This is a genomic window from Rhodococcus sp. MS13 (genome assembly GCF_013277835.1).
Classification (GTDB): Bacteria; Actinomycetota; Actinomycetes; order Mycobacteriales; family Mycobacteriaceae; genus Rhodococcus_F; species Rhodococcus_F erythropolis.
The window spans coordinates 107,814-128,762 of record NZ_VBTL01000004.1 but is presented as its reverse complement, the minus strand read 5'-3'; the positions used below and the strand labels follow the sequence as shown (position 1 = coordinate 128,762).

Genomic DNA, 20,949 nt, shown 5'->3' with positions numbered 1-20,949 from the left:
GATCATGGGACTTCAAGAAGTATGGTTCGTGCTCGTCGCAGTACTGTTCATCGGTTACTTCGTCCTCGAAGGATTCGACTTCGGTGTCGGAATGCTCATGCCGATCGTCGGCAGAGGCAGTGACCTCCCGGCAGATACGCGTCGACGGGTGGCGCTCAACACGATCGGCCCGGTGTGGGACGGCAACGAGGTGTGGCTGATCACCGCCGGTGGCGCGATGTTCGCGGCATTCCCGGAGTGGTACGCGACATTGTTCTCCGGGTTCTATCTACCGCTGCTGATCATCCTGGTGGCCTTGATCGTTCGAATCTGTGCCATCGAATGGCGAAGCAAGATCGACGACGACAAATGGCGTCAGCGCTGCGACTGGGGCATCATCTTCGGCTCCTGGGTCCCGGCAGTTCTCTGGGGCGTGGCTTTCGCGAACATCGTTCGGGGCGTGGCGATCAACGCCGACAAGCAGGTCGAGTCGGGATTCTTCGATCTGCTCAATCCGTACGCACTGCTCGGCGGTCTGACCACCGCACTGGTGTTCGCTCTCCACGGCGCTGTGTTCCTGGCGCTCAAGAGTGCCGACGAGGTTCGTGAAGACGCAGTGAAAATTGCTGCACGACTCGCAATTCCGGCTATTCCCGTCGCCGGCGGATTCGTCCTGTGGACGCAGCTCGCCTACGGCAAGGGATGGACGTGGATTCTGGTAGCCGGCGCTGCTGCTGCACTGATCGGCGTCGTCTTCCTGACGCGGGCCGAGCGCGAAGGCTGGGCCTTCGTTCTCACCTGTGTGGCCGTCATCGCCACCGTCGTGCTGCTGTTCGCCTCGCTGTTCCCGAACGTCATGCCGTCGACGCTCGATCCGGCGTACAGCCTGACCATCGAGAACGCGTCGTCGAGTCCGTACACGCTCAAGGTGATGACGTGGGCCGCGGCATTCATGACGCCGGTGGTGATCATCTACCAGGGTTGGACGTACTGGGTGTTCCGACAGCGCATCTCCTCGAAGCAGATTCCGGCGTCGATCGGTCTGCGATTCAAGGAGAAGACGTGGTAGTGGCAAACCCGCAATCACAAAAGATTCGAAACACGAAAGAACTGACGGTCGAATTCACGTGACTATCGAAGTAGGCGACGCTCCCACCACTCGGGAGCGTCGCCGGGGGCCGATCGACCCGCGACTGTGGCGCCATTCCGCTTCTGCGCGCGGCTATCTGATCCTGACGGTCGCTCTGTCGATGGTGAACGTCGTGATGGTCATCGTCGCGGCGCTCATGATCGGCCGAGTCTTGGCCGGAGTGATCACCACTCGAACTGTGGATGTTTCTTCGTGGACAACCGAATTGGTTGTTCTGGCCGCAGCTGTGGCGGTCAGGGTTCTGGGGACCTGGCTGCAGACCAGATACGCACACCGGGCGTCGACTCGCGTCGTTGCCGAGATCAAGAACGGCGTGCTGACGTCGGCGACGGCGATGAGTCCGCGTGATCTGGATCCTCGGCGTGACGAGATCGCGACCGTGGTCACCCGCGGTGTCGACGGCCTCGGTCCGTACCTGACGGGATACCTTCCGGCTCTGGTCCTGTCGGTGACACTGACGCCTATCACCCTGATAGTCATTGCGGTGCAGGACATGACGTCCGCGGTCATCATTTTCGTGACGCTGCCGCTGATCCCGATCTTCATGATTCTGATCGGCTTGCTGACGAAGGGTAAGTCGGAGAAGACGTTGGCAGCAATGACCACGCTGTCTTCGCAACTGCTCGATCTACTTGCCGGACTGCCGACACTGCGAGCGCTCGGTCGTCAGCAAGGCCCTGCCGAGCGTGTCCGTGAACTCGGTGACGCCCATCGACGGACAACCATGTCTGCTCTGCGCGTAGCGTTCCTGTCCTCGATGGTGCTTGAACTGCTCGCAACACTCTGCGTCGCATTGGTGGCCGTGAGCATCGGCTTGCGACTCGTGTATGGGGACATGTCACTCGAGCCGGGGATAGTCGCGTTGATCCTCGCACCCGAGGTGTATCTGCCACTTCGGATGGTGGGAACCCAGTTCCACGCCGCCGAGGACGGAATGGCAGCAGCCGACAAGGCATTCGAGGTGATCGAGGCGGATTCTGCGGCACCGGAGGGTGGTAGCACGACGGTGGTCGCTTGCGGCGCCGACATCGTCTTCGACGGACTCGGCGTGACCTCTCGTGGGGGAGTCGCACCGTCTCAACTTTCCGCCGTGGCGTCACCAGGGGCGATCACCGTGCTCACCGGTCCCAACGGCTGCGGCAAGTCGACGGCAGTGCACGCGCTACTCGGACTGATCGAACCGAGCAGTGGCCGCGTGACGGTCGCCGGCGTCGATGTCCGAGACCTGGACGAGCACGCGTGGTGGAGTCAGTTGGCATGGCTTCCCCAGCATCCGGTCCTCCTACCTGGCACCGTTCGTGAAAATCTCGATCTCACCGGGGTCGTCGATGCGCAAGCATTGGCTCGCGCCGCTGCTGCGACGGGATTCGACGCGGTATTGGCCGAGCTGCCTGCGGGTGTCGAGACCGTTATCGGCGTCGGCGGCACAGGTTTGTCGCTGGGGCAGCGACAACGACTGGCGCTGACACGCGTGCTCGCCTCGGACCGCGCACTTCTTGTCCTCGACGAACCCACCGCTCACCTCGATTCCGATTCTGAAGGGACAGTGTTGGCTTCTCTGAGAGCACGGGCGGAGCGCGGCGACACCGTCGTCGTGATCGGCCACCGTCCGAGTGTGCTCGCCGCAGCTGACCGGATCGTCGAGGTGCGCGCTCATGAGAAGTGACGCTCACGATCCGCTTCTGCGTGCTCTTCGGCTACTGGAACTTCGACCACGACGCGTACTGACTGCGGTGGCCGCCGGTGTGGCAACACTCGGTAGCGCACTCGCCTTGGCCGCGCTGTCCGCATGGTTGATCACGCGCGCATGGGAGATGCCTCCCGTTCTCGATCTCAGCGTCGCCGTGGTTGCCGTACGCGCATTGGGAATCTCACGTGGTGTCTTCCGCTATCTCGAACGATTGACGACGCACGACGTCGCATTGCGCGGCACCACCGCAGCGCGGTCGAGGATCTACCAGCAGTTGGCAGCGGGAGATCCCGCGGCTGCCGCCGGACTACGACGCGGTGACCTGCTCTCCCGTACGGGCTCCGACGTGGACGCACTGGGCGACGTCGTCGTCAAAGCGCTGATCCCGATTGCTGTTTCGGTTGTCCTCGCCTTCGCCGCGGTGGGAATCCTGTTGTTCATCTCGATTCCGGCCGCACTCATTCTGGCTGTTGCGCTGGCGGTGTCCGGGATTGCGGCGCCCTGGCTGTCGGCGCGAGCTGCTCGACTTGCGGAGGCCGACAGTTCAGCTGCCGCAGCGCGATTCAGTGCGTCAGCGGTGACCGCGCTCGACCATTCCGCTGAGCTTCGAGTATCAGGTCGCTTGGATCAGGCGGTGAGCGAGGCTGTGTCCGCCGAGAACGAGGTGGTCGATGCAACCGATCGCGCGGCGGTACCGAGTGCCTTTGCCGCCGCTGCGACGCCCCTGGCAATCGGCGTGAGCGTCCTCGGTGCCCTGCTGATCGGAATTACGCTGTACGGAACCACCGACATGTCACCGATGTCCATGGGAATCCTTGTACTGCTTCCGCTGTCGGCTTTCGAGGGAACCGCGATACTGCCCAGCGCGGCAGTTGCATTGACCAAGGCGCGGCTGGCGTCGGCTCGCATCATGGCGGTACTCGATCGAGCCGACGCGGAACACGTCGAAGGAAATCGTGCGTGGCCGGAGAACGGGATTCTCAGCGTGCATGCATTGCAGGCGGGTTGGCCCGGGGGAAAAGAGACCGAACCGCTCTCCGTCGATCTTCCTCGCGGTGCCCGCGTTGCCGTCGTCGGGGAGAGCGGATCCGGAAAGACCACCGCACTGATGACGACGGCGGGGTTGCTGCCGCCCGTCGCGGGAACAGTTCGCGTTGGCGCAGTGGATATTTCGGATATCGATCCGGCCGACCTGCGCAGGCACGTGGGGTACTTCGCCGAAGATGCACACCTCTTCGAGACGTCGGTACTCGAGAACCTGCGCGTTGCGCGGGGTGACCTCACCGCCGAGGACGCGGAGAAGGCACTTGCCGCAGTTGGTCTCGGCGACTGGCTGTCGGAACTGCCGGAAGGGCTCGATACCTACCTGGTCGGCGGTATGCGAGCGGTTTCGGGCGGTGAGCGTCGTCGGTTGCTGTTGGCACGCGCGATCGTCTCGCCTGCGGAGGTGCTGCTGCTCGACGAGCCGACCGAGCACATGGACGCGGAGGCCGGCGCTCAGTTGCTCCTCGAGTTGCTCGCTCGCGACGCAACGCTGGTCGATTCTTCGCGAACCGTTGTTGTCGTCACCCACCAACTTCCGGACGGCACAGCAGCTGACCAGGTGATATGCGTCGGAAAAGTTTCTGTGGAAAATACGTTGCCGTCGTCGTGAAGTGGGCGTACTTTCTCCTTTACACAAGGAAGGAGGTGGTCTGAAATTGAAGTACAGACGGACGCGTGAGGTGGCTGCCAGCTAGCCGCAATCGCTGATGGAATTCACTTACCGCGTGAGCGGCCGGCGAATCCCAGGCAGCCACCCGACCCCCGAGCCCCCGATCAGTCCGACCGGGATCCGCGCGAAAGCGTGGGTGTGGCTCGGGGGTCGCTTCGTGCTGTGCGCCTTTATTAACCCCCGGCGGTTAATAAGGGCGCACAGCGTGGACAAGGATTAGGCCCCCACCAACCACCGCGCTCGAGGATCGCTCTGACCTCGGCTGCAGTTCGGCACGAGGCCCCCTCCACCTCCTCCCAACCGAAGACCAGTGTGGCGTTGCCTGACAGTTCGGATGCGTTACCTCGCCGCCGATCCCGCAGTGCAGTCGCCCGAGAAGAGTGGAAGGCAAAACCGTCGAGTCGAACGATCAGTGCGACACCGCAATTGCGGTAGTCGACGTCCTCGTAGAGAGTTCTCCCATCGACGAGGACCGGCGATTGCCGTCGCGCTTCCGGTAAACCGTGTGCGCGCTCGACTTCGATTGCGTAGCGATGTTCGAGTACCGACTGGACGCCGCGATCCAAGAGGTCCAACGTCGAGGACAGCGCTTTGACATATCGCCTCGGCCGGCGGCATTCCATTCGGGTGCGTAGTTCCATCCGGGACACCTTGCACGCCGTGGCCGATCGGACCAGAGAACGAGCGGCGTCGCGAGCCGACGGCTCTGCAAACGCCAGGTCAATTGCGGTGTCGGCCAGCGAAGTACGAGCAGGCTGAGTGGCAACGCCGATGTGGGCCTGAGCGCGTGAACGATGAACGATCACTCCGGGATGGGCAGTGGACCACCCCAACGGAACGGGGCGCGCCGGGGAGCGTTCGGGTCTGACCGTCGGCCTCTGACAGCGTGAGGATCTGCCGTATCGGACAGTGATGTGGACCGGCAGTTCGGACTCGATGTGCGTGAGCCCCCACTCTTCAGCAGCAGTCCGGTGACTCAGGTAGGTCTCTCCGCCGCCGAACAGAAGGGCGGCCTCGAGAATCATTGCTCGGTTGAGTGGGCCGTTGGTGCTGGATTGAACGCCGTGGAGGACGGAAGTCCATTGACCCGATTCGACCAGATGTTGGATGCGCCGCGGTGAATAGCCGAAAGGGCGTAGTTGTTTATTGGTCGCGAGTCCGTGTTGGAAGTCGAAGAGTCTTCGGAGATCAGGATCGATGTAGTCGCAGTTCATGCGAATACCGTGAGATCGCGGTCCGACAGGAATCGGTCGAAACTGCCGCTCCAGTGCCCGCCTGTGGAATTTGTCGGTGCCTGTGGATGGATCTGCTGTGCGCCTTTATTANNTAATAAAGGCGCACAGCAGAACTAGCCGATGTAGCGGGTCAGCCGCGCCGAGAGGCGCGGTTCCAGGCCACCGTCAGACATGATCCGCTCTTCGACGTACGCGAGGTCGCCGCCTTCGACGATGCCGTAGAGGCGCTTCGCGCCGCCGTACAGTGCACCGGACTGGCTGCGGATCACCACGTCGGTGGCAAGTTCCCACGACGCCTGGGTGAGCGCACGACCGTAGTACATTTCGACGACGCCGGAGCTGTGGCTGAGCAGGAGTTCGACGACTTCCTGGTTGACGCTGCCGGGGATGCCGTCGCCGCCCATGCGCCAGTACCCGCTCTCGCGCAGATCAGGGCTCACGTACTTGCCGTCGGCGTCGAGACGCCAAGATCTGGACTCCCAATTGAGGTAGGGGCCGCCGTCGTGAGAGATGACGATCTGCTGACCGAAGGCGTAGTCGCCGGTCTCGTCGTGCCCTTCGCCTTCGCCGCGCCAGACGCCGACGAGGGGGAGCAGTGCGAGGAGTTCGGGATTGATGTCCGGGCCGAGGCGCAGGTTTGCGGTGTCCTCGGGCAACGGAAGGTCCGGCAGGGTCGGAATGTTGAGCGACGCCGTCGACTTGGAGCGCTCGACGGCGATGGCGACAGCTTCGTCCCCGCTGCCGCGCCTCACGGCACCTGCAGCGGCGGAATCGTCAGCGGTCGCGTCGGACCCTGAATCCGGAGCCTGACTCACGACTCGTCGGTGACCAAGCGGTACACGACGTACACGGAGAACCAAGCGATCATGACGGATGCGAGTGCGAGGAGTACCTCGAAGAAAATGACCACGGGTACATCTTAGACCGCGGCGACCGACCGGAAAAATCGGGAGCCGGAATGCAGAAGGCCCCGCACCGAAGGGGTGCGGGGCCGCCTGGAAAAGCAGGAATTACTTGCTGACGGTCACGTCCACGTTGTGCACGCCCGAGCCCTCGGGAGCGACGGTGGATGTGCCGTTGCCCGAGCTGGACAGTGCACGCACGGTCCACTCACCCGGAGCGGCGAAGAAGCGGAAATCGCCGGTTCCCGATGCCACGACCTCGGCCGTGAACTCTCCGGAGCCGTCGAGCAGACGCACGAATGCGCCGCCGATGGGCTGGCCGTCAGCGGCGAGAACGCGGCCGGTGATGACCGTTTCCTTCTCGACGTCGACGCCGGCAGGCAGGGTCTGCCCCTGGGTAGGTGCTCCACACATGATCAGGCTCCCAATTCGATCGGTGCGCCGACGAGTGAGCCGTATTCGACCCAGCTGCCGTCGTAGTTCTTGACGTTGTTCTTGCCGAGGATCTCCTGCAGTACGAACCAGGTGTGGCTCGAGCGCTCGCCGATGCGGCAGTAGGCGATCGTTTCCTTGGTGTCGTCGAAGCCCTTCTCCGCGTACAGCTTGGTGAGGTCGTCGTCCGACTTGAAGGTGCCGTCCTCGTTGGCGGTGGTGCTCCACGGGATGTTGATGGCTCCGGGGACGTGGCCACGCTGCTGCGCCTGCTCCTGCGGAAGGTGGGCGGGAGCGAGGATCTTGCCGGAGAACTCGTCAGGGCTACGAACGTCGACGAGGTTCTTGCTGCCGATGGCGTCGATGACCTCGTCGCGGAATGCGCGGATCGAGAAGTCGGGGGTCTCGGCCTTGTACTGCGTGGCTTCGCGGTTGACTGCGTCCTTGGAGAGCGGGCGTCCGTCGAGTTCCCACTTCTTGCGGCCGCCGTCGATCAGCTTGATGTCCTGGTGGCCGTACAGCTTGAAGTACCAGTACGCGTAAGCGGCGAACCAGTTGTTGTTGCCACCGTAGAGAACGACGGTGTCGTCGTTCGCAATACCCTTGGCGGAGAGCAGGTCCGAGAACTGCTCCTGGTTCAGGAAGTCGCGTCGGACGCCGTCCTGGAGGTCCTTGCGCCAGTCGAGCTTGACTGCACCCTCGATGTGGCCGCCGTCGTATGCGCTGGTGTCCTCGTCCACCTCGACAAAAACGGTCTTGGGGGTGTTGAGGTTCTGCTCAGCCCAGTCAGCGGAGACTAGGACGTCGGAGCGAGCCATGGTGTTCCTTTCGATGTGGTCTTGCATCGGTCGATATCTAGCAGGGGTTCAGCGGGGTTGTGTGGCAAGCGTTTTCACGCGGTGGTCGCGCGGCCGGTATTTCGCAGCCTGGCGACGAGTGGGTAGATCTGGCAGCCGAGGCAGATGCCGAACGCGGCGTTGAGCAGGGCCGCGAACAGGGCGAAGCCGGTGGCAACGGTGCCGACGATCGTCGACCCGGCCAGGAAACCGACCGTGCCTGCCAACGCGAAGACGAAGCCGACGAACTGAGCGAAGCGCAACGGCGCCACGGGTTCGCGTTCGCTGACCGGCGAGAGTCGCGGGGTGACGAGCTTGCCGAAGATCTGGCCGTACGGGCTGCGCTTGGGGCCGAGTACCGCTCCGACTGCGAAGACGATCGCCTGCAATGCGAGAACGACGGTGGCGGCGGGCAGAGAGAAGGTCGAGAGGATGAGCGTGAGAACGAGAACGCCGGTGGTGACCCACGCGGCGAACCGAGGTCCGCGGACGTCGACTTGCTCGAGCTGGGCTGTGGTTGTGGACATCGGGAGTGCTCCTGCGCTGGATTGCATGGTGCTTGCCTGGACCGAGAAAAGGGGACGCAAAAGTCCCACTCGGTGGATTGATCACGTGAGCGAAAGCTCGAAGGTCAGAGAGATCTGACGGATGTGGTGATCAGCAACAGGTACAGCAACAGCCCCCGAGGCGGCACAGGTCTACTGCGCGGCGTCGGGTGAGCATCAGCTCGTGGCGGGTTTGCACGTCGGCGAGTTTACCCCGAATTCTCGGATTTTGGCTCGTGGGGTCCGGATAGTGGTACGAGCGCAGCTTTCAGATCGGCTGCGGACGGAACTCCGGACACTCGGAACTGTTCCTCCAGGCCACCGTCGAGGATGAACGTGGTGGGCAGCGACAGGACGCTCATTTCGCGTGCCAGGGCCGGTTCCTTGTCGATGTCGAGCTCGATCTCCACCGGCGGACGGGGAGCGTCCGCCATCGAAACCACAACCTGGCCGACGACGCGGCGTACTGCCGCGCACGGTCCGCACCAGTCGGCGGAGAAATGCAGTACGACGGGTCCGCCGTTCGGCGAAGAGACTCCGGCAGAACTCAGCAGTTCGAGGCGACTGTCAGCGGCGCCGGCTGCGGCAGGCGTGGTGACTCGGACCTTCCCGTTGCGTGACTTGAGAAAGAGCCCGACCGCGACGACGGCGACAAGCGCGACCAGCAGAATTGTGATCCCGGTCATCGGTTCTGCAGCTCTGCGAGATCGATCGTCGTGTTTTCGGCGCTGCCTTCGATCACGATTCTTCCGCCTTCCGCGTAGACCAGGCTCGGCTGAATTCCGTAGGGGAGTGCTTGCGGATCGATCGTGTAGCTGAACAATCCGAGGACCACGGGTTCGAGTGCTGCGGGGATCGAGAAATCGGCTTTGCCCTCCGGACCGAAGTACAGGTTGCTTGCGACGATCTTGACCTGCCCACCTTCCAGAACCAGGTTGGCCTGGACGCTCACTGCAGTCTCGACCGGACCGACGGCAACCGTTCCGGTCAGCACGACGGCCCCCGCGGTGCTCGCCCCCGTTCCACCGCTGCCCCCGGTGCCATCCGACTTGTTGGCCGGCGGTGAAGATACCTGCAGGTCAGGGATGTTGAGCAGCTTTCCGAGGTCGGTGGCGTTGATTCCCATCCGGCCGTCGAGTTTGTCGACGGGGAGCTGGGTGACATTGCCGTTCACGATGTCGGAGAAGGGAACGGTGACCCCGCGCAGGTCGGCTTCGACGGTCACTTCGCCGACCACGTCGCTCTGGACGCCGGTAGCCCTGACGTAGACGTCCTTGTATTTCCCGCCGAGTGCTTGGGTGAGGAAGGGGAACCCGTTGAAGGTGACCTCCGGATCCGACTCGAGTGATGCGCCGGTTCGGAGCTCGCGGGAAACCCGGTACTCGGCGTACGCGGCAGCGCCGAAATCGGCCACCAGTCCGAGGCCGAGGAGAAAGACGATGCCGATGATCAGTTTGCGCACCGCACCATTGTGACGGACTCCGGTCGGGGTTCGATGCGACGGCCCCGGTACCAGGCACGCTAATGTAGGGACCGACCAAAAGCGTCGAACTACTCGAGCGTTGCCCTCACGGGTTGCGCGGGCTACTAGATAGGAGGCCGTGTGGAACTGCTCCTCCTCACCTCCGACCCCAACCCGGAAGCTGTACTACCGGCGTTGGCGTTGCTGGCGCACTCGGTTCGGCCTGCCCCCACAGAGGTTTCCTCGCTACTCGAGGCAAGTTCCGCGGACGTGGCATTGGTGGATGCGCGCACTGATCTAGCTGCCGCACGCGGGTTGTGTCGATTGCTCGGAAGCACAGGATCCGCAGTACCTGTGGTCGCCGTCCTCACCGAAGGCGGACTCGTTGCCGTCAACGCCGACTGGGGGTTGGACGACATCCTGCTTCCCGGTACCGGTCCGGCTGAGGTGGACGCCCGATTGCGGTTGTTGGTCGCCCGCAGCGGCGGTGTTGCCAGTCCGGAAGCGTCAGGAAAGATCACGCTGGGCGAACTGGTTATCGACGAGGGGACGTACACGGCACGACTGCGTGGACGGCCCCTTGATTTGACTTACAAGGAATTCGAGCTGCTCAAGTACCTCGCGCAGCATGCCGGTCGGGTATTCACCCGGGCACAGCTGTTGCAGGAAGTGTGGGGCTACGACTTCTTCGGCGGTACCAGGACGGTCGACGTCCACGTGCGTCGTCTGCGGGCGAAACTCGGCACCGAATACGAGTCCTTGATCGGTACAGTCCGAAATGTCGGATACAAGGCAGTGCGTCCGACCAGGGCCAAGGGCGGCGCAGCTGCTCCCGTTCAGTTCGAGGACGACGAAGACGTCGACTACGACGCGGCCGACGGATCGGTGGTCTGACGTGGGTTGGACAGATTCACTGCCGGCCGGATCCGCCGAGCAGGTTTCCGCGCTTCTCGATCGCGCGACCGAGTTCGACGGCAAGGCGCCCGTGTCGGAACAGGGGCGCCATGCCGTTGCCGGGCGTGGCGCAGCACGACACTTTGTCGAACTCGACGGCGATACGGTCGTCGGTTATGCACAGCTGCAAGCCGGTTCGGACGAGCATCCCGACATGGCCGAGTTGGTGGTCGACCCGCAGGCGCGGCGCCGCGGTATCGGAACCAGGCTTGCCGCAGCGGTATTCGACGAAGGTCGGCCGGGTACGCGAGTCTGGGCGCACGGAAACGTCGACGCTGCAGTGGAATTCGCCAAGAGTCTCGATCTGGTCAGCGTTCGTGAACTCCTCCAGCTGCGTCGACCGCTCGATGCTCCGCAGCTTCCGGAAATCGTTGTGCCCGAAGGTATAACGATGCGGACGTACCGTGGGCCCGAAGACGATTCCGAGATCCTTCGCGTCAACAACGCGGCCTTCTCCTGGCATCCCGAGCAGGGTGGCTGGACCCAGGCGGAGATCGACGAGAGAACGGCCGAAGGTTGGTTCGACCCGGCCGGTCTGTTCATGGCGTTCGCGGACACCGATCCCGATACTCTTCTCGGCTTTCACTGGACCAAGGTGCACGCACCCGAAGGTGACGATCCCGAGCTGGGGGAGGTGTACGTCGTGGGGATCGATCCCGCGGCGCAGGGACGTGGTCTCGGCCGAGTGCTGACTCTCGCAGGCATGCATTACCTGCGAGATCGCGGCCTCGGAACGGTCCTTCTGTACGTCGAAGGTGACAACACTGCCGCCCTCCACACGTACGAGCGACTCGGCTTCGATCGGTTCCACGTGGACATGGCTTACGCTCGCGCGCTCTGACGTCACAGTCGAACACGCAGAAATGTCCAGTCTGTTCATTCTCTGTTAACCATGTGTGGTCCAACCGGACACCGCGCCCGCCTACTTTTCTCTGTGGGCAGCGCCGTGTTGCCTGATGCAGATTTCAATCATTTTGCATCTCATGTCGCCGCCCGATCGTGGGCGTGGCGGTAGCGATTTCCGGAGGATCTTGGTGAATCTCAAGCGCAGTGGTGCTCTGCTCGGTGTAGTGGCCGTGGGCGCCATGACCTTGGCCGCATGTGGCAGCGACAACAACTCGTCGTCGACGGGTGTGGACGCGTCCGCATCGAACGCAACGTGCGAAGGCAAGAGCAACCTCTCTGCCGCTGGTTCCTCGGCACAGAAGAATGCCATGGACCAGTTCGTCGCCACCTACATCTCCGTGTGCCAGGAAAAGGGCAAGACCGTCAACGTCGCCTACAACCCCAGCGGTTCGGGCGACGGTCGCACGCAGTTCATCGCCGGCCAGATCGACTTCGCCGGCTCCGACTCGGCCATCAAGGACGAGCAGGCCGACAAGGCCAAGGAGCGTTGCGTCGGCGGCGAAGCCTGGAACCTTCCCCTCGTCTTCGGCCCGATCGCAGTTGCATACAACCTCGACGGCGTCGACAAGCTCGTTCTCAACGCAGAGGTTCTCGCGAAGATCTTCAACGGTGGCATCACCAAGTGGAACGATCCGGCAATCGCCGCGCTCAACTCCGGTGCTTCGCTTCCCGACGAGAAGATCACCACCGTGATCCGCTCCGATTCCTCGGGCACCACCGACAACTTCCAGAAGTACCTCGACGCGGCATCGAACGGTGCTTGGACGTCGGGCGCAGGGTCCGACTTCACCGGTGGCGTCGGTGAGGGCGCCAAGGGTTCGGCGGGCGTTGCACAGGCAGTTGCCACGGCGCCGGGTTCGATCACCTACGTCGAGAAGTCGTTCGCCGATCAGAACAAGCTCTCGGTTGCAGAAATCAACACCGGCTCCGAGGCAGTCGCACTGACCAACGACTCGGCCGCAAAGTCGATCGCAGGCGCGAAGTTCAAGTCCGACGCAACCGGCGACCTGACGCTCGACCTCGCGTCGATCTTCAAGACCAACGAAGCCGGCGCATACCCGCTGGTTCTCGCCACGTACTCGATCGTCTGCTCCAAGGGCTACGACGCGGACACCACCGCAGCAGTGAAGTCGTTCCTGACGAGCGCGGCCAACGAGGGTCAGGCCAACCTGGCCGAGCAGGGTTACGTCCCGCTGCCGGCCAACGTCCAGGATCGCCTCAACGCGTCCATCACGGCAATCAGCTGACCTAGAGACTCGTGCGGACAAGCTCATGGATCTACATTCAGACGTGAAGGAAGTGAGCGCACATGAGTGACGCGCCCATCACCTCGACATCTCGTTCTCCCGGCCCCGCAACCAGCGGGGCCGGGGTGGGCGGTCCGAACGGCACCACGGAGGACACGATTACTTCCACCAAGGCTCCAGAAACCGAGCATCCTCCGAAGGGTGACGGTCCGGGAAGCGGCAACAGCAAGACGGTGACCCGTCCGGGTGACCGCATCTTCAGCTCGCTCGCATCCGGTTCGGCAATCTTCATCACGGTTGTCATCGCGGCGATCGGCGCGTTCCTGATCTGGCGTGCAGTTCCTGCTTTGAGCCGGAACCAGGTCAACTTCCTGACCAGCCGTGAATGGGTGACGCAGAACATCAACGCGATGGCGTTCGGTGTCCTCGATCTTTTCCAGGTCACAGTGTTGGTCTCGTTGTTCGCACTGGTGCTCGCGATGCCGATCGCACTGGGCATCGCGATCTTCCTGACTTCGTACTCACCCAAGTGGCTCACGCGGCCACTGTCGTACACGATCGACCTTCTCGCGGCCGTGCCGTCCATCGTCTACGGCCTGTGGGGACTTCTCGTGTTCGCTCCGGCGATCACCCCGGTCGCGGTGTGGCTCAACGACACACTCGGCTGGTTCCCGCTCTTCGCCGACGGCAGCGGATCGATCACCGGCGGCGGCACCATCTTCACCGCAGGCATCGTCCTCGCCGTGATGATCCTTCCGGTCATCACCGCAGTGACCCGCGAGGTGTTCATCCAGACCCCGCGCTCACAGATCGAAGCAGCACTCGCTCTCGGCGCCACGCGCTGGGAAGTTGTGCGCACCACGGTCATCCCGTTCGGTAAGTCCGGCTACATCAGCGGCTCGATGCTCGGTCTCGGACGCGCACTCGGCGAGACGATGGCGCTGTACCTGATCCTGCGCACCACCTCTCAGGCCTTCGGCTGGTCGCTGTTCGACGGCGGCTCGACCATCGCCTCCAAGATCGCCCTCGGCTACGCGGAGTTCAACAACGACATCCAGGCAGGCGCGTACATCGCGGCCGGACTGGTGCTGTTCGTACTGACCTTCGTCGTCAACGCGGCTGCCCGCGCAGTGATCGCCGGAAAGAAGGACTGACCCATGACCTCCACTCTGGACCGGCCGGTCAAGGCCCCCACTTTCCAAGGCGTCGGCGCCCGTCGTCGTGCCAAGGACGTCATCGCGACCATCCTGGTGAGCTTGGCAGTCGTCATCGCGCTCATCCCGTTGGTCTGGGTGCTCTTCACGGTCATCGCCAAGGGCCTGCCCGCTCTGACGTCGCCCACGTGGTTCACCAACTCGCTGAGCGGATTGACGGCGTCGGCCGACGGCGGCGGTATCTATCACGCATTGATCGGCACCCTGCTGCAAGGCATCGTGTGTGCGGTCTTCTCCATCCCGCTCGGTATCTTCGTCGCGATCTACCTGGTGGAGTACGCCGACCGGAAGTCGAAGCTGGGCAAGCTCACCACGTTCATGGTCGACATCCTCAGCGGTGTTCCGTCGATCGTGGCTGCGCTGTTCATCTACGCACTGTGGATCGCGACCTTCGGCTTCCCCAAGTCCGCGTTCGCCGTGTCGCTGGCTCTGGTCCTTCTCATGGTCCCGGTCGTCATCCGCTCCACCGAGGAAATGCTGCGCATCGTCCCGATGGATCTGCGCGAGGCGTCGTACGCGCTCGGTGTGCCGAAGTGGAAGACCATCTCGAAAATCGTTCTGCCGACGGCGCTTCCCGGCATCATCACCGGCGTCATGCTGGCCCTGGCCCGCGTGCTCGGTGAGACCGCGCCGCTGCTGATCCTCGTCGGCTACGCGCCGTTCATCAACTTCGACCTGTTCAACGGCGAAATGGGCACTCTGCCTTCCGTCATGGTCGCCGAGATGAACAACCCCACCGACGCCGGCACCAACCGCATCTGGGGCGAAGCACTGACCCTGATCCTGCTGATCGCGATCCTCAACATCGTCGCGAAGCTGATCGGTCACTTCTCACAGGTCAGAAGCAAGTGATGCGGCCTCGGAACATGTTCGTACTCAACAGCGTCAACAACTCAGTAGGGAGCCGGTAATGGCCAAGCGTCTGGATCTCAAGGACGTCAACATCTACTACGGCAAGTTCCACGCCGTCGCCGATGTGGGCCTGTCCGTCCCGCCCCGGAGCGTCACCGCCTTCATCGGCCCGTCCGGTTGCGGCAAGTCCACCGTTCTCCGTTCACTCAACCGCATGCACGAAGTGATTCCCGGTGCGCGCGTCGAGGGTTCGGTCCTGCTCGACGGCGAGGACATCTACGGCTCGAACGTCGATCCTGTCGGCGTCCGCAAGACCATCGGCATGGTGTTCCAGCGACCCAACCCCTTCCCGACCATGTCCATCAAGGACAACGTCGTCGCGGGCTTGAAGTTGCAGGGCGAGCGCAGCAAGAAGAAGCTCGACGAGGTGGCCGAGCGTTCGCTGCGCGGTGCCAACCTGTGGACCGAGGTCAAGGATCGCCTCGACAAGCCCGGTGGCGGCCTCTCAGGCGGTCAGCAGCAGCGTCTGTGCATCGCGCGTGCCATCGCGGTCTCGCCCGACGTTCTGCTCATGGACGAGCCGTGCTCCGCGCTCGACCCGATCTCGACTCTCGCGATCGAGGACCTGATCACCGAGCTGAAGAAGGACTTCACGATCGTCATCGTCACGCACAACATGCAGCAGGCTGCGCGTGTGAGTGACCAGACGGCATTCTTCAACCTCGAGGCAACCGGTAAGCCCGGTCAGCTCGTCGAGATCGACGACACCGAGAAGATCTTCTCGAACCCGACGCAGAAGGCCACCGAAGACTACATCTCCGGCCGCTTCGGATAGCCCCTGGGATTGCACACTGCACGATCATGTTTCACCCCCGTTTCCAACAGGAGACGGGGGTGAAACTTTTTGGTTGTGGTGATAGTTCCCACTCCGGGGCGCAGAGCTGAGCGTCGTTGGGCGCCCGAATAATTCGATGAGCAGCGCAAGTGCGCCGAGTGGGCGCTGAAGTAGCCGACGATGTGAATCTCGTGGATACTGACGACGCTTCGGGCAATGCTAATCTCGGCCCGACAGCACGCTGTCGATCGATGTCGTTTCACAACCGGAAGGGCTTGTCAGTGCACCTCACCCCTTCAGATACCGAAAAGCTCCTCCTGAGCGTTGCGGGCATGGTCGCCCGCGACCGCCGCGAGCGCGGGGTACTGCTGAACTACCCCGAAGCGATGGCCCTGATCTCGTGTTGGATTCTCGAGCGTGCGCGTGACGGAATGACGGTTGCGGAACTGATGAACGCCGGTCGGCAAGTGCTCACCCGCGACGACGTGATGGAAGGGGTACCCGAGATGATTGCAAACGTCCAGGTGGAGGCCACTTTCCCGGACGGTCGCAAGCTGGTCACCGTGACGGAGCCCATTCGATGATCCCCGGTGAGGTACGTGTGTCCACCGAACCGCTCGAGTTCGGCACTGACGCGGAAAAGATCACGATGGTCGTCGTCAACGACGGCGATCGCCCCATTCAGATCGGTTCACATCTCCACCTTCCAGCGGCCAACCCGGCGCTGACCTTCGATCGCGAAGCGGCAGACGGCTTCCGGCTCGACATCCCCTCGGGAACGTCGGTTCGGTTCGAACCCGGGGTAAGCAGGACGGTGACACTGATCGCGCTCGGCGGACTCAAAAGGGTTCCGGGCCTGCAGATCGTGCCGGACGAAGACCTACCGACGCATGCGCGTGAGCCCAAGACCGTGATGCCGTTCGGCACGCCCGGTGTCGAGGTCGAAGAACCTTTGCGAGCCTCTTCGGTGAACGTTCGTGTGAGTGATGTTCCAGTCGAGGCGGATTCACCGGACGATGCCGCGACGCCAGTTGAGAGGACAGCCGAATGAGCAGGATCGATCGACGCGGTTACGCCTCCTTGTACGGCCCGACCGCTGGCGACCAGATCCGTTTGGCCGACACAGATCTGTGGATCGAGATCGAGCACGACTACACCGCGACCGGCGACGAGATGGTCTTCGGCGGCGGCAAGAGCATCCGCGAGTCGATGGGCCAGGGCCTGACCACTCGCGATCAGGGCGCTCTCGACGTCGTCATCACCAACACGGTGATCCTCGATCACTGGGGAATCGTCCGGGCAGACGTCGGAATTCGCGACGGACGCATCGTTGCGATCGGCAAGTCCGGTAACCCCGACATCATGGATGGCGTGCACCCCAAGTTGCTCATCGGGCCGAGCACCGACGTGATCGCCGGCGAGGGGAAGATCCTCACCGCGGGTGCGATCGACACTCACGTGCACTTCCTCAGTGAAATCGAGATGATGGAAGCGCTCGCGACCGGTACGACGACGGTGGCGGGCGGCGGAACGGGCCCAACCGAGGGAAGCAAGGCAACCACCGTCACGCCCGGCGCCTGGTCGCTGACGATGATGCACCGGGCCCTCGACCACATCCCGCTCAACGTTCTTCTCCTCGGCAAGGGCAGCACCGTCAGCCATGAGGCCATGCGTCAGGAAGCTCTCGCCGGCGCAGGTGGATTCAAGGTCCACGAGGACTGGGGTTCCACTCCGGCCGCAATCGACGCAGCTCTGCGAGCAGCCGACGAGTTCGGGCTCCAGGTGGCGCTGCACGCCGACAGCCTCAACGAAACCGGCTACGTACAGCACACTTTGGACGCGATCGCCGGACGCGGGATCCACGTGTTCCATGCGGAAGGCGCCGGCGGCGGGCACGCTCCGGACATCATCGTGACGGCAGGTGAGCCGAACGTTCTTCCGGCATCGACCAATCCGACGTTGCCGCACACCGTCAACACGGTTGCCGAGCACCTCGACATGCTCATCGTGTGTCATGCGCTCAATCCCCGGGTTCCGGAGGATCTTGCCTTTGCCGAGTCCCGGATCCGGCCGACAACTATTGCAGCCGAAGACTTTCTGCACGACATCGGTGCCATCTCCATCACCTCGTCCGACGCCCAGGCGATGGGCCGTATCGGTGAGGTGACCCTGCGGACATGGCAGGTCGCCCACGTCATGAAGGCCCAGTACGGCAAGCTGGGCACCAGCATGCCGGCCGACAACGAGCGTGCGCGGCGTTACGTCGCCAAGTACACGATCTGCCCCGCGGTGGCTCACGGTATCGATCACGAGATCGGATCGGTCGAGGCCGGGAAGATGGCGGACCTGGTGCTGTGGGATCCCGCGTTCTTCGGTGTCCGTCCTTCTGCCGTGATCAAGGGTGGGGCGATAGTTGCTGCGCCGCTGGGTGATCCGAACGCTGCTATCCCGACCCCGCAGCCGGTGTTCGTTCGGCCGGCCATCGCGGCAACTCCGGGATCAGCCCCGCACCTGTCCACGACGTTCGTCTCGCCGATGGCGATCGAGGACGGTCTGGCCGGTCGTCTCGGTCTCACGCGCACCCTTACCGGTGTTCGTCCGACGCGGCACCTCACCAAGGCGGATATGCCGAACAACACGGCACTGCCGTCCATCGACGTCGATCCGGAGACGTTTGCCATCAAGGTCAACGGCGACCTGATCGCTCCCAACCCCGTTGACGTAGTGCCGATGGCTCAGCGCTACATGCTGTTCTGAAACCATGTCAATCGAGATGGCGTCTGCCGAGATAGCATCGATGCTCTTGGCAGACGGGCGTCTGCCTACCGGCGGTCACGCTCACTCGTCGGGGTTGGAACCGGCACTGGCGGGCGGACTCCTACAGAGTCAGGTCCCCGACTTCATTCGCGGTCGACTCGAAACAGTGGGACTTGTCGAGGCCGCTGCAGCGGTGGTCACGCGCCGCTGGGCCGTAAGTGCCGGTGGTGCAGGCGAACTCGAGGACATCTCGCGGGAACTGCTCGCTCGGACCCCCAGCGCACCGCTGCGTGAGGCGTCGATTCAGCTCGGGCGTGGACTGGCCAGGCTGGCGTCGCGATTGTGGCCGCAGCACCCCGCGGTGCAGATGCTCATGGCGCTGCCTGGGCATCCGATGCGTCCGCTCGCGTTGGGAGTCTTCACGGCGATCTCCGGGATGGACGACCTACAGGCAGCTAGATCTTGTTTGTACGACGACGCTCAAACAGTGGCGTCGGCGGCACTGAAGCTACTGCCGGTGGATCCGGCAGAACCGGTCGAATGGTTGCTCCGAGCAGCCCCGACCATCGAAACCGTCGCCGCGGCTGCCGTGGCAGTCGAAGGCGTCACAGATATACCCGCAACAACAGGACCGTTGGTCGAACAATGGTCACTCGAACACCACGCTCGATCCAGGAGGATTTTCCGTGCTTGACAACCTGAACAACACCACCACTGCTGCAAGAGGTTTGAGGCTCGGAGTTGCCGGCCCCGTCGGCACCGGAAAAAGTACCCTCATCGCCACCATCTGCCGCGAGCTCGCGTCGGAGTACGAGATCGCGGTGGTCACCAACGACATCTACACCGACGAGGACGCGCGACTGTTGCGCGCGGCCAACGTACTTCCGATCGAGCGCATCGTCGCAGTCGAGACCGGAGCGTGCCCGCACACGGCCATCCGTGACGACGTGACGCCGAACCTCATTGCGGTCGAAGACCTCGAGCGTCAGTTCCATCCCCTCGACATGGTGATCGTGGAAAGCGGCGGTGACAACCTGACCGCCACGTTCAGCCCGGCACTGGTCGACGCCCAGATCTTCTGCATCGACGTCGCGGGCGGCGGAGACGTCGCACGTAAGGGTGGTCCCGGAATCGAGCGGGCAGATCTGTTGGTGGTCAACAAGATCGACCTGGCCCCGTACGTCGACGTCGACGCGGTCCAGATGGTGGCCGATGCCACGGCCGCGCGAGACGGACTTCCCGTGCTCGCGCTCAGCCAGAAGGATCACGCGACGATCGACCAGCTCAGTGCGTGGCTTCGCCAGGTCATCGCAGCTCACCGCGCGGGTAGTCACACCCCGCAGGATCCGGGCCCGATGGCGCCGCACTTCCATGCCGATGAAGAAGACCACGGACACGGTCACGGGCACAGCCACTCTCACGCTCACTGATGCGCACCGGAGCTACGCGGGTCGTCGTCGAGAGAGTGGGTGACACCGCTGTTGCGCGAGAGCTGATCTCGGGCGACTTCCTGGCCCCGCGGTTCGTCGACGCTCGCGGGCTCACCGTGCGAATTGCCTTGGTAGGGCACAGTGCAACGCTGCTGGCCGGCGACGACCTGCGTATCGAATTCGTAGTCGCTCCGGGTACGTGCCTCGAGGTGATCGAGCCGTCGGGGACCGTCGCGTACAACGCGCGTGGCGGCCGGGCGTCGTGGTCGGCTTCGGCGAGCGTCGGCGCCGGTGCGGCGCTGATCTGGCGCGCGGCACCGTTTGTCGTCGCGGGCGGCGCGGATGTGACCAGGCGCGTGGATATTTCACTGGAATCCGATGCGGTTGCGCTGCTCGACGAGATGATCGTGTTCGGCCGGACCGGCGAAACCGGCGGTGCCCTTCGCTCGGATCAGCGCATTACCGTCGACGGTGACGCGCTGCTCGTGGAAACACTCGACCTGCGTAGCGTGCCGGGCCGTTCGCTGCCGGGAATTCTCGGTGGCCATCGCGTGCTCGGTACGACCATGCTGTTGGGGATCAAGACTTCCGACGACGTCGAAGGGCACGTGACGCCGCTGGCGGGAGCAGGGATGCTGGCGCGGGCCGTCGCCGATCACGCACACGAGGCGAGCGCAGCGTTGGATCCGATCTGGTCGCAGTGGCGTGGGCGGGTTTCGCAGAAGTACACCGACTGATTCGCCCGACCGTCACACTTCGGGAGGCTGCGTCGTCCAGTATGTGACCAGGCCGAAGAGAGCCGGGCGCAC

At 63.4% G+C, this 20,949-nt stretch carries 22 protein-coding genes; 15 read left to right on the top strand and 7 right to left on the bottom strand.

Features of this window, described 5'->3' with window-relative positions; genetic code table 11:
- Nucleotides 1-4: 4 nt before the first annotated feature.
- Genes cydB through cydC form a run of 3 tightly spaced genes read left to right on the top strand, consistent with a single transcriptional unit; the run spans nucleotide 5 to nucleotide 4,473 of the window.
- A complete protein-coding gene (cydB, locus tag FEZ59_RS08935; protein WP_172932555.1) occupies nucleotides 5-1,048 on the top strand; it encodes a cytochrome d ubiquinol oxidase subunit II in 1,044 nt (347 codons plus the stop codon).
- A 58-nt stretch (nucleotides 1,049-1,106) separates the two neighbouring features.
- Nucleotides 1,107-2,795 carry a thiol reductant ABC exporter subunit CydD gene (gene cydD, locus FEZ59_RS08930; protein ID WP_172932554.1) on the top strand — a complete coding sequence of 563 codons (1,689 nt, stop codon included), beginning with the start codon at nucleotides 1,107-1,109 and terminating at the stop codon, nucleotides 2,793-2,795.
- Nucleotides 2,785-4,473, top strand: a complete 1,689-nt coding sequence (cydC, locus tag FEZ59_RS08925; RefSeq protein WP_172932553.1) for a thiol reductant ABC exporter subunit CydC — start codon at nucleotides 2,785-2,787, stop codon at nucleotides 4,471-4,473. The genes cydD and cydC overlap by 11 nt, the downstream gene beginning before the upstream one ends.
- Nucleotides 4,474-4,706: 233 nt before the next feature.
- Here the strand turns inward: cydC and FEZ59_RS08920 are convergent, their stop codons facing one another.
- From FEZ59_RS08920 to FEZ59_RS08890, 7 genes are all read right to left on the bottom strand, one after another.
- Nucleotides 4,707-5,747, bottom strand: coding sequence for a type IV toxin-antitoxin system AbiEi family antitoxin domain-containing protein (locus tag FEZ59_RS08920; RefSeq protein ID WP_172932552.1), 1,041 nt, complete (start codon nucleotides 5,745-5,747; stop codon nucleotides 4,707-4,709).
- A gap of 134 nt (nucleotides 5,748-5,881) precedes the next feature.
- On the bottom strand, nucleotides 5,882-6,520 hold the full coding sequence (locus FEZ59_RS08915; RefSeq protein ID WP_172932741.1) for an FABP family protein: 639 nt from the start codon (nucleotides 6,518-6,520) through the stop codon (nucleotides 5,882-5,884).
- A 258-nt stretch (nucleotides 6,521-6,778) separates the two neighbouring features.
- Nucleotides 6,779-7,084, bottom strand: coding sequence for a DUF1416 domain-containing protein (locus tag FEZ59_RS08910; RefSeq protein ID WP_003939797.1), 306 nt, complete (start codon nucleotides 7,082-7,084; stop codon nucleotides 6,779-6,781).
- A gap of 2 nt (nucleotides 7,085-7,086) precedes the next feature.
- Nucleotides 7,087-7,920: a sulfurtransferase gene (locus FEZ59_RS08905; protein WP_020908929.1), complete on the bottom strand. Its 834-nt coding sequence runs from the start codon at nucleotides 7,918-7,920 to the stop codon at nucleotides 7,087-7,089.
- A gap of 74 nt (nucleotides 7,921-7,994) precedes the next feature.
- Entirely contained in the window at nucleotides 7,995-8,465 is a 471-nt protein-coding gene (locus tag FEZ59_RS08900; protein ID WP_134999855.1) for a DUF4395 domain-containing protein, read from the bottom strand.
- A gap of 227 nt (nucleotides 8,466-8,692) precedes the next feature.
- The gene (locus FEZ59_RS08895; protein ID WP_020970612.1) at nucleotides 8,693-9,169 is read right to left on the bottom strand and encodes a thioredoxin family protein; all 477 of its coding nucleotides are present in this window, start codon (nucleotides 9,167-9,169) and stop codon (nucleotides 8,693-8,695) included.
- A complete protein-coding gene (locus FEZ59_RS08890; RefSeq protein ID WP_003939847.1) occupies nucleotides 9,166-9,945 on the bottom strand; it encodes an LmeA family phospholipid-binding protein in 780 nt (259 codons plus the stop codon). Before FEZ59_RS08890 ends, FEZ59_RS08895 begins: the two co-directional genes overlap by 4 nt.
- A gap of 141 nt (nucleotides 9,946-10,086) precedes the next feature.
- Here FEZ59_RS08890 and FEZ59_RS08885 point away from each other — a divergent pair, with 141 nt between their 5' ends.
- From FEZ59_RS08885 to FEZ59_RS08830, 12 genes are all read left to right on the top strand, one after another.
- A complete protein-coding gene (locus FEZ59_RS08885; protein ID WP_003939728.1) occupies nucleotides 10,087-10,839 on the top strand; it encodes a response regulator transcription factor in 753 nt (250 codons plus the stop codon).
- Between the two features lies 1 nt (nucleotide 10,840).
- Nucleotides 10,841-11,740: a mycothiol synthase gene (gene mshD, locus FEZ59_RS08880; RefSeq protein ID WP_021345410.1), complete on the top strand. Its 900-nt coding sequence runs from the start codon at nucleotides 10,841-10,843 to the stop codon at nucleotides 11,738-11,740.
- Nucleotides 11,741-11,933: 193 nt separating this feature from the next.
- Entirely contained in the window at nucleotides 11,934-13,052 is a 1,119-nt protein-coding gene (gene pstS, locus FEZ59_RS08875) for a phosphate ABC transporter substrate-binding protein PstS (protein WP_019745088.1), read from the top strand.
- Between the two features lie 62 nt (nucleotides 13,053-13,114).
- Complete coding sequence (gene pstC / locus FEZ59_RS08870; protein WP_007733846.1) at nucleotides 13,115-14,206, top strand: phosphate ABC transporter permease subunit PstC; 1,092 nt, start codon at nucleotides 13,115-13,117, stop codon at nucleotides 14,204-14,206.
- Between the two features lie 3 nt (nucleotides 14,207-14,209).
- Nucleotides 14,210-15,118, top strand: a complete 909-nt coding sequence (gene pstA, locus FEZ59_RS08865) for a phosphate ABC transporter permease PstA (protein ID WP_172932551.1) — start codon at nucleotides 14,210-14,212, stop codon at nucleotides 15,116-15,118.
- 58 nt (nucleotides 15,119-15,176) lie between these two features.
- Entirely contained in the window at nucleotides 15,177-15,953 is a 777-nt protein-coding gene (gene pstB, locus FEZ59_RS08860; RefSeq protein ID WP_019745087.1) for a phosphate ABC transporter ATP-binding protein PstB, read from the top strand.
- A gap of 281 nt (nucleotides 15,954-16,234) precedes the next feature.
- Nucleotides 16,235-16,537 carry an urease subunit gamma gene (ureA, locus tag FEZ59_RS08855; protein WP_003939800.1) on the top strand — a complete coding sequence of 101 codons (303 nt, stop codon included), beginning with the start codon at nucleotides 16,235-16,237 and terminating at the stop codon, nucleotides 16,535-16,537.
- Nucleotides 16,534-17,004, top strand: a complete 471-nt coding sequence (gene ureB / locus FEZ59_RS30405; protein WP_020908924.1) for an urease subunit beta — start codon at nucleotides 16,534-16,536, stop codon at nucleotides 17,002-17,004. The genes ureA and ureB overlap by 4 nt, the downstream gene beginning before the upstream one ends.
- Entirely contained in the window at nucleotides 17,001-18,710 is a 1,710-nt protein-coding gene (locus FEZ59_RS08845; protein ID WP_019745084.1) for an urease subunit alpha, read from the top strand. The genes ureB and FEZ59_RS08845 overlap by 4 nt, the downstream gene beginning before the upstream one ends.
- A 4-nt stretch (nucleotides 18,711-18,714) precedes the next feature.
- Complete coding sequence (locus FEZ59_RS08840) at nucleotides 18,715-19,404, top strand: urease accessory UreF family protein (RefSeq protein ID WP_069145682.1); 690 nt, start codon at nucleotides 18,715-18,717, stop codon at nucleotides 19,402-19,404.
- Entirely contained in the window at nucleotides 19,397-20,140 is a 744-nt protein-coding gene (gene ureG / locus FEZ59_RS08835; protein WP_020908922.1) for an urease accessory protein UreG, read from the top strand. The genes FEZ59_RS08840 and ureG overlap by 8 nt, the downstream gene beginning before the upstream one ends.
- Nucleotides 20,140-20,877 (top strand): urease accessory protein UreD, encoded by a 738-nt coding sequence (locus tag FEZ59_RS08830; RefSeq protein ID WP_202022744.1) that lies wholly within the window; start codon nucleotides 20,140-20,142, stop codon nucleotides 20,875-20,877. The genes ureG and FEZ59_RS08830 overlap by 1 nt, the downstream gene beginning before the upstream one ends.
- The last annotated feature ends 72 nt before the right edge of the window (nucleotides 20,878-20,949 follow it).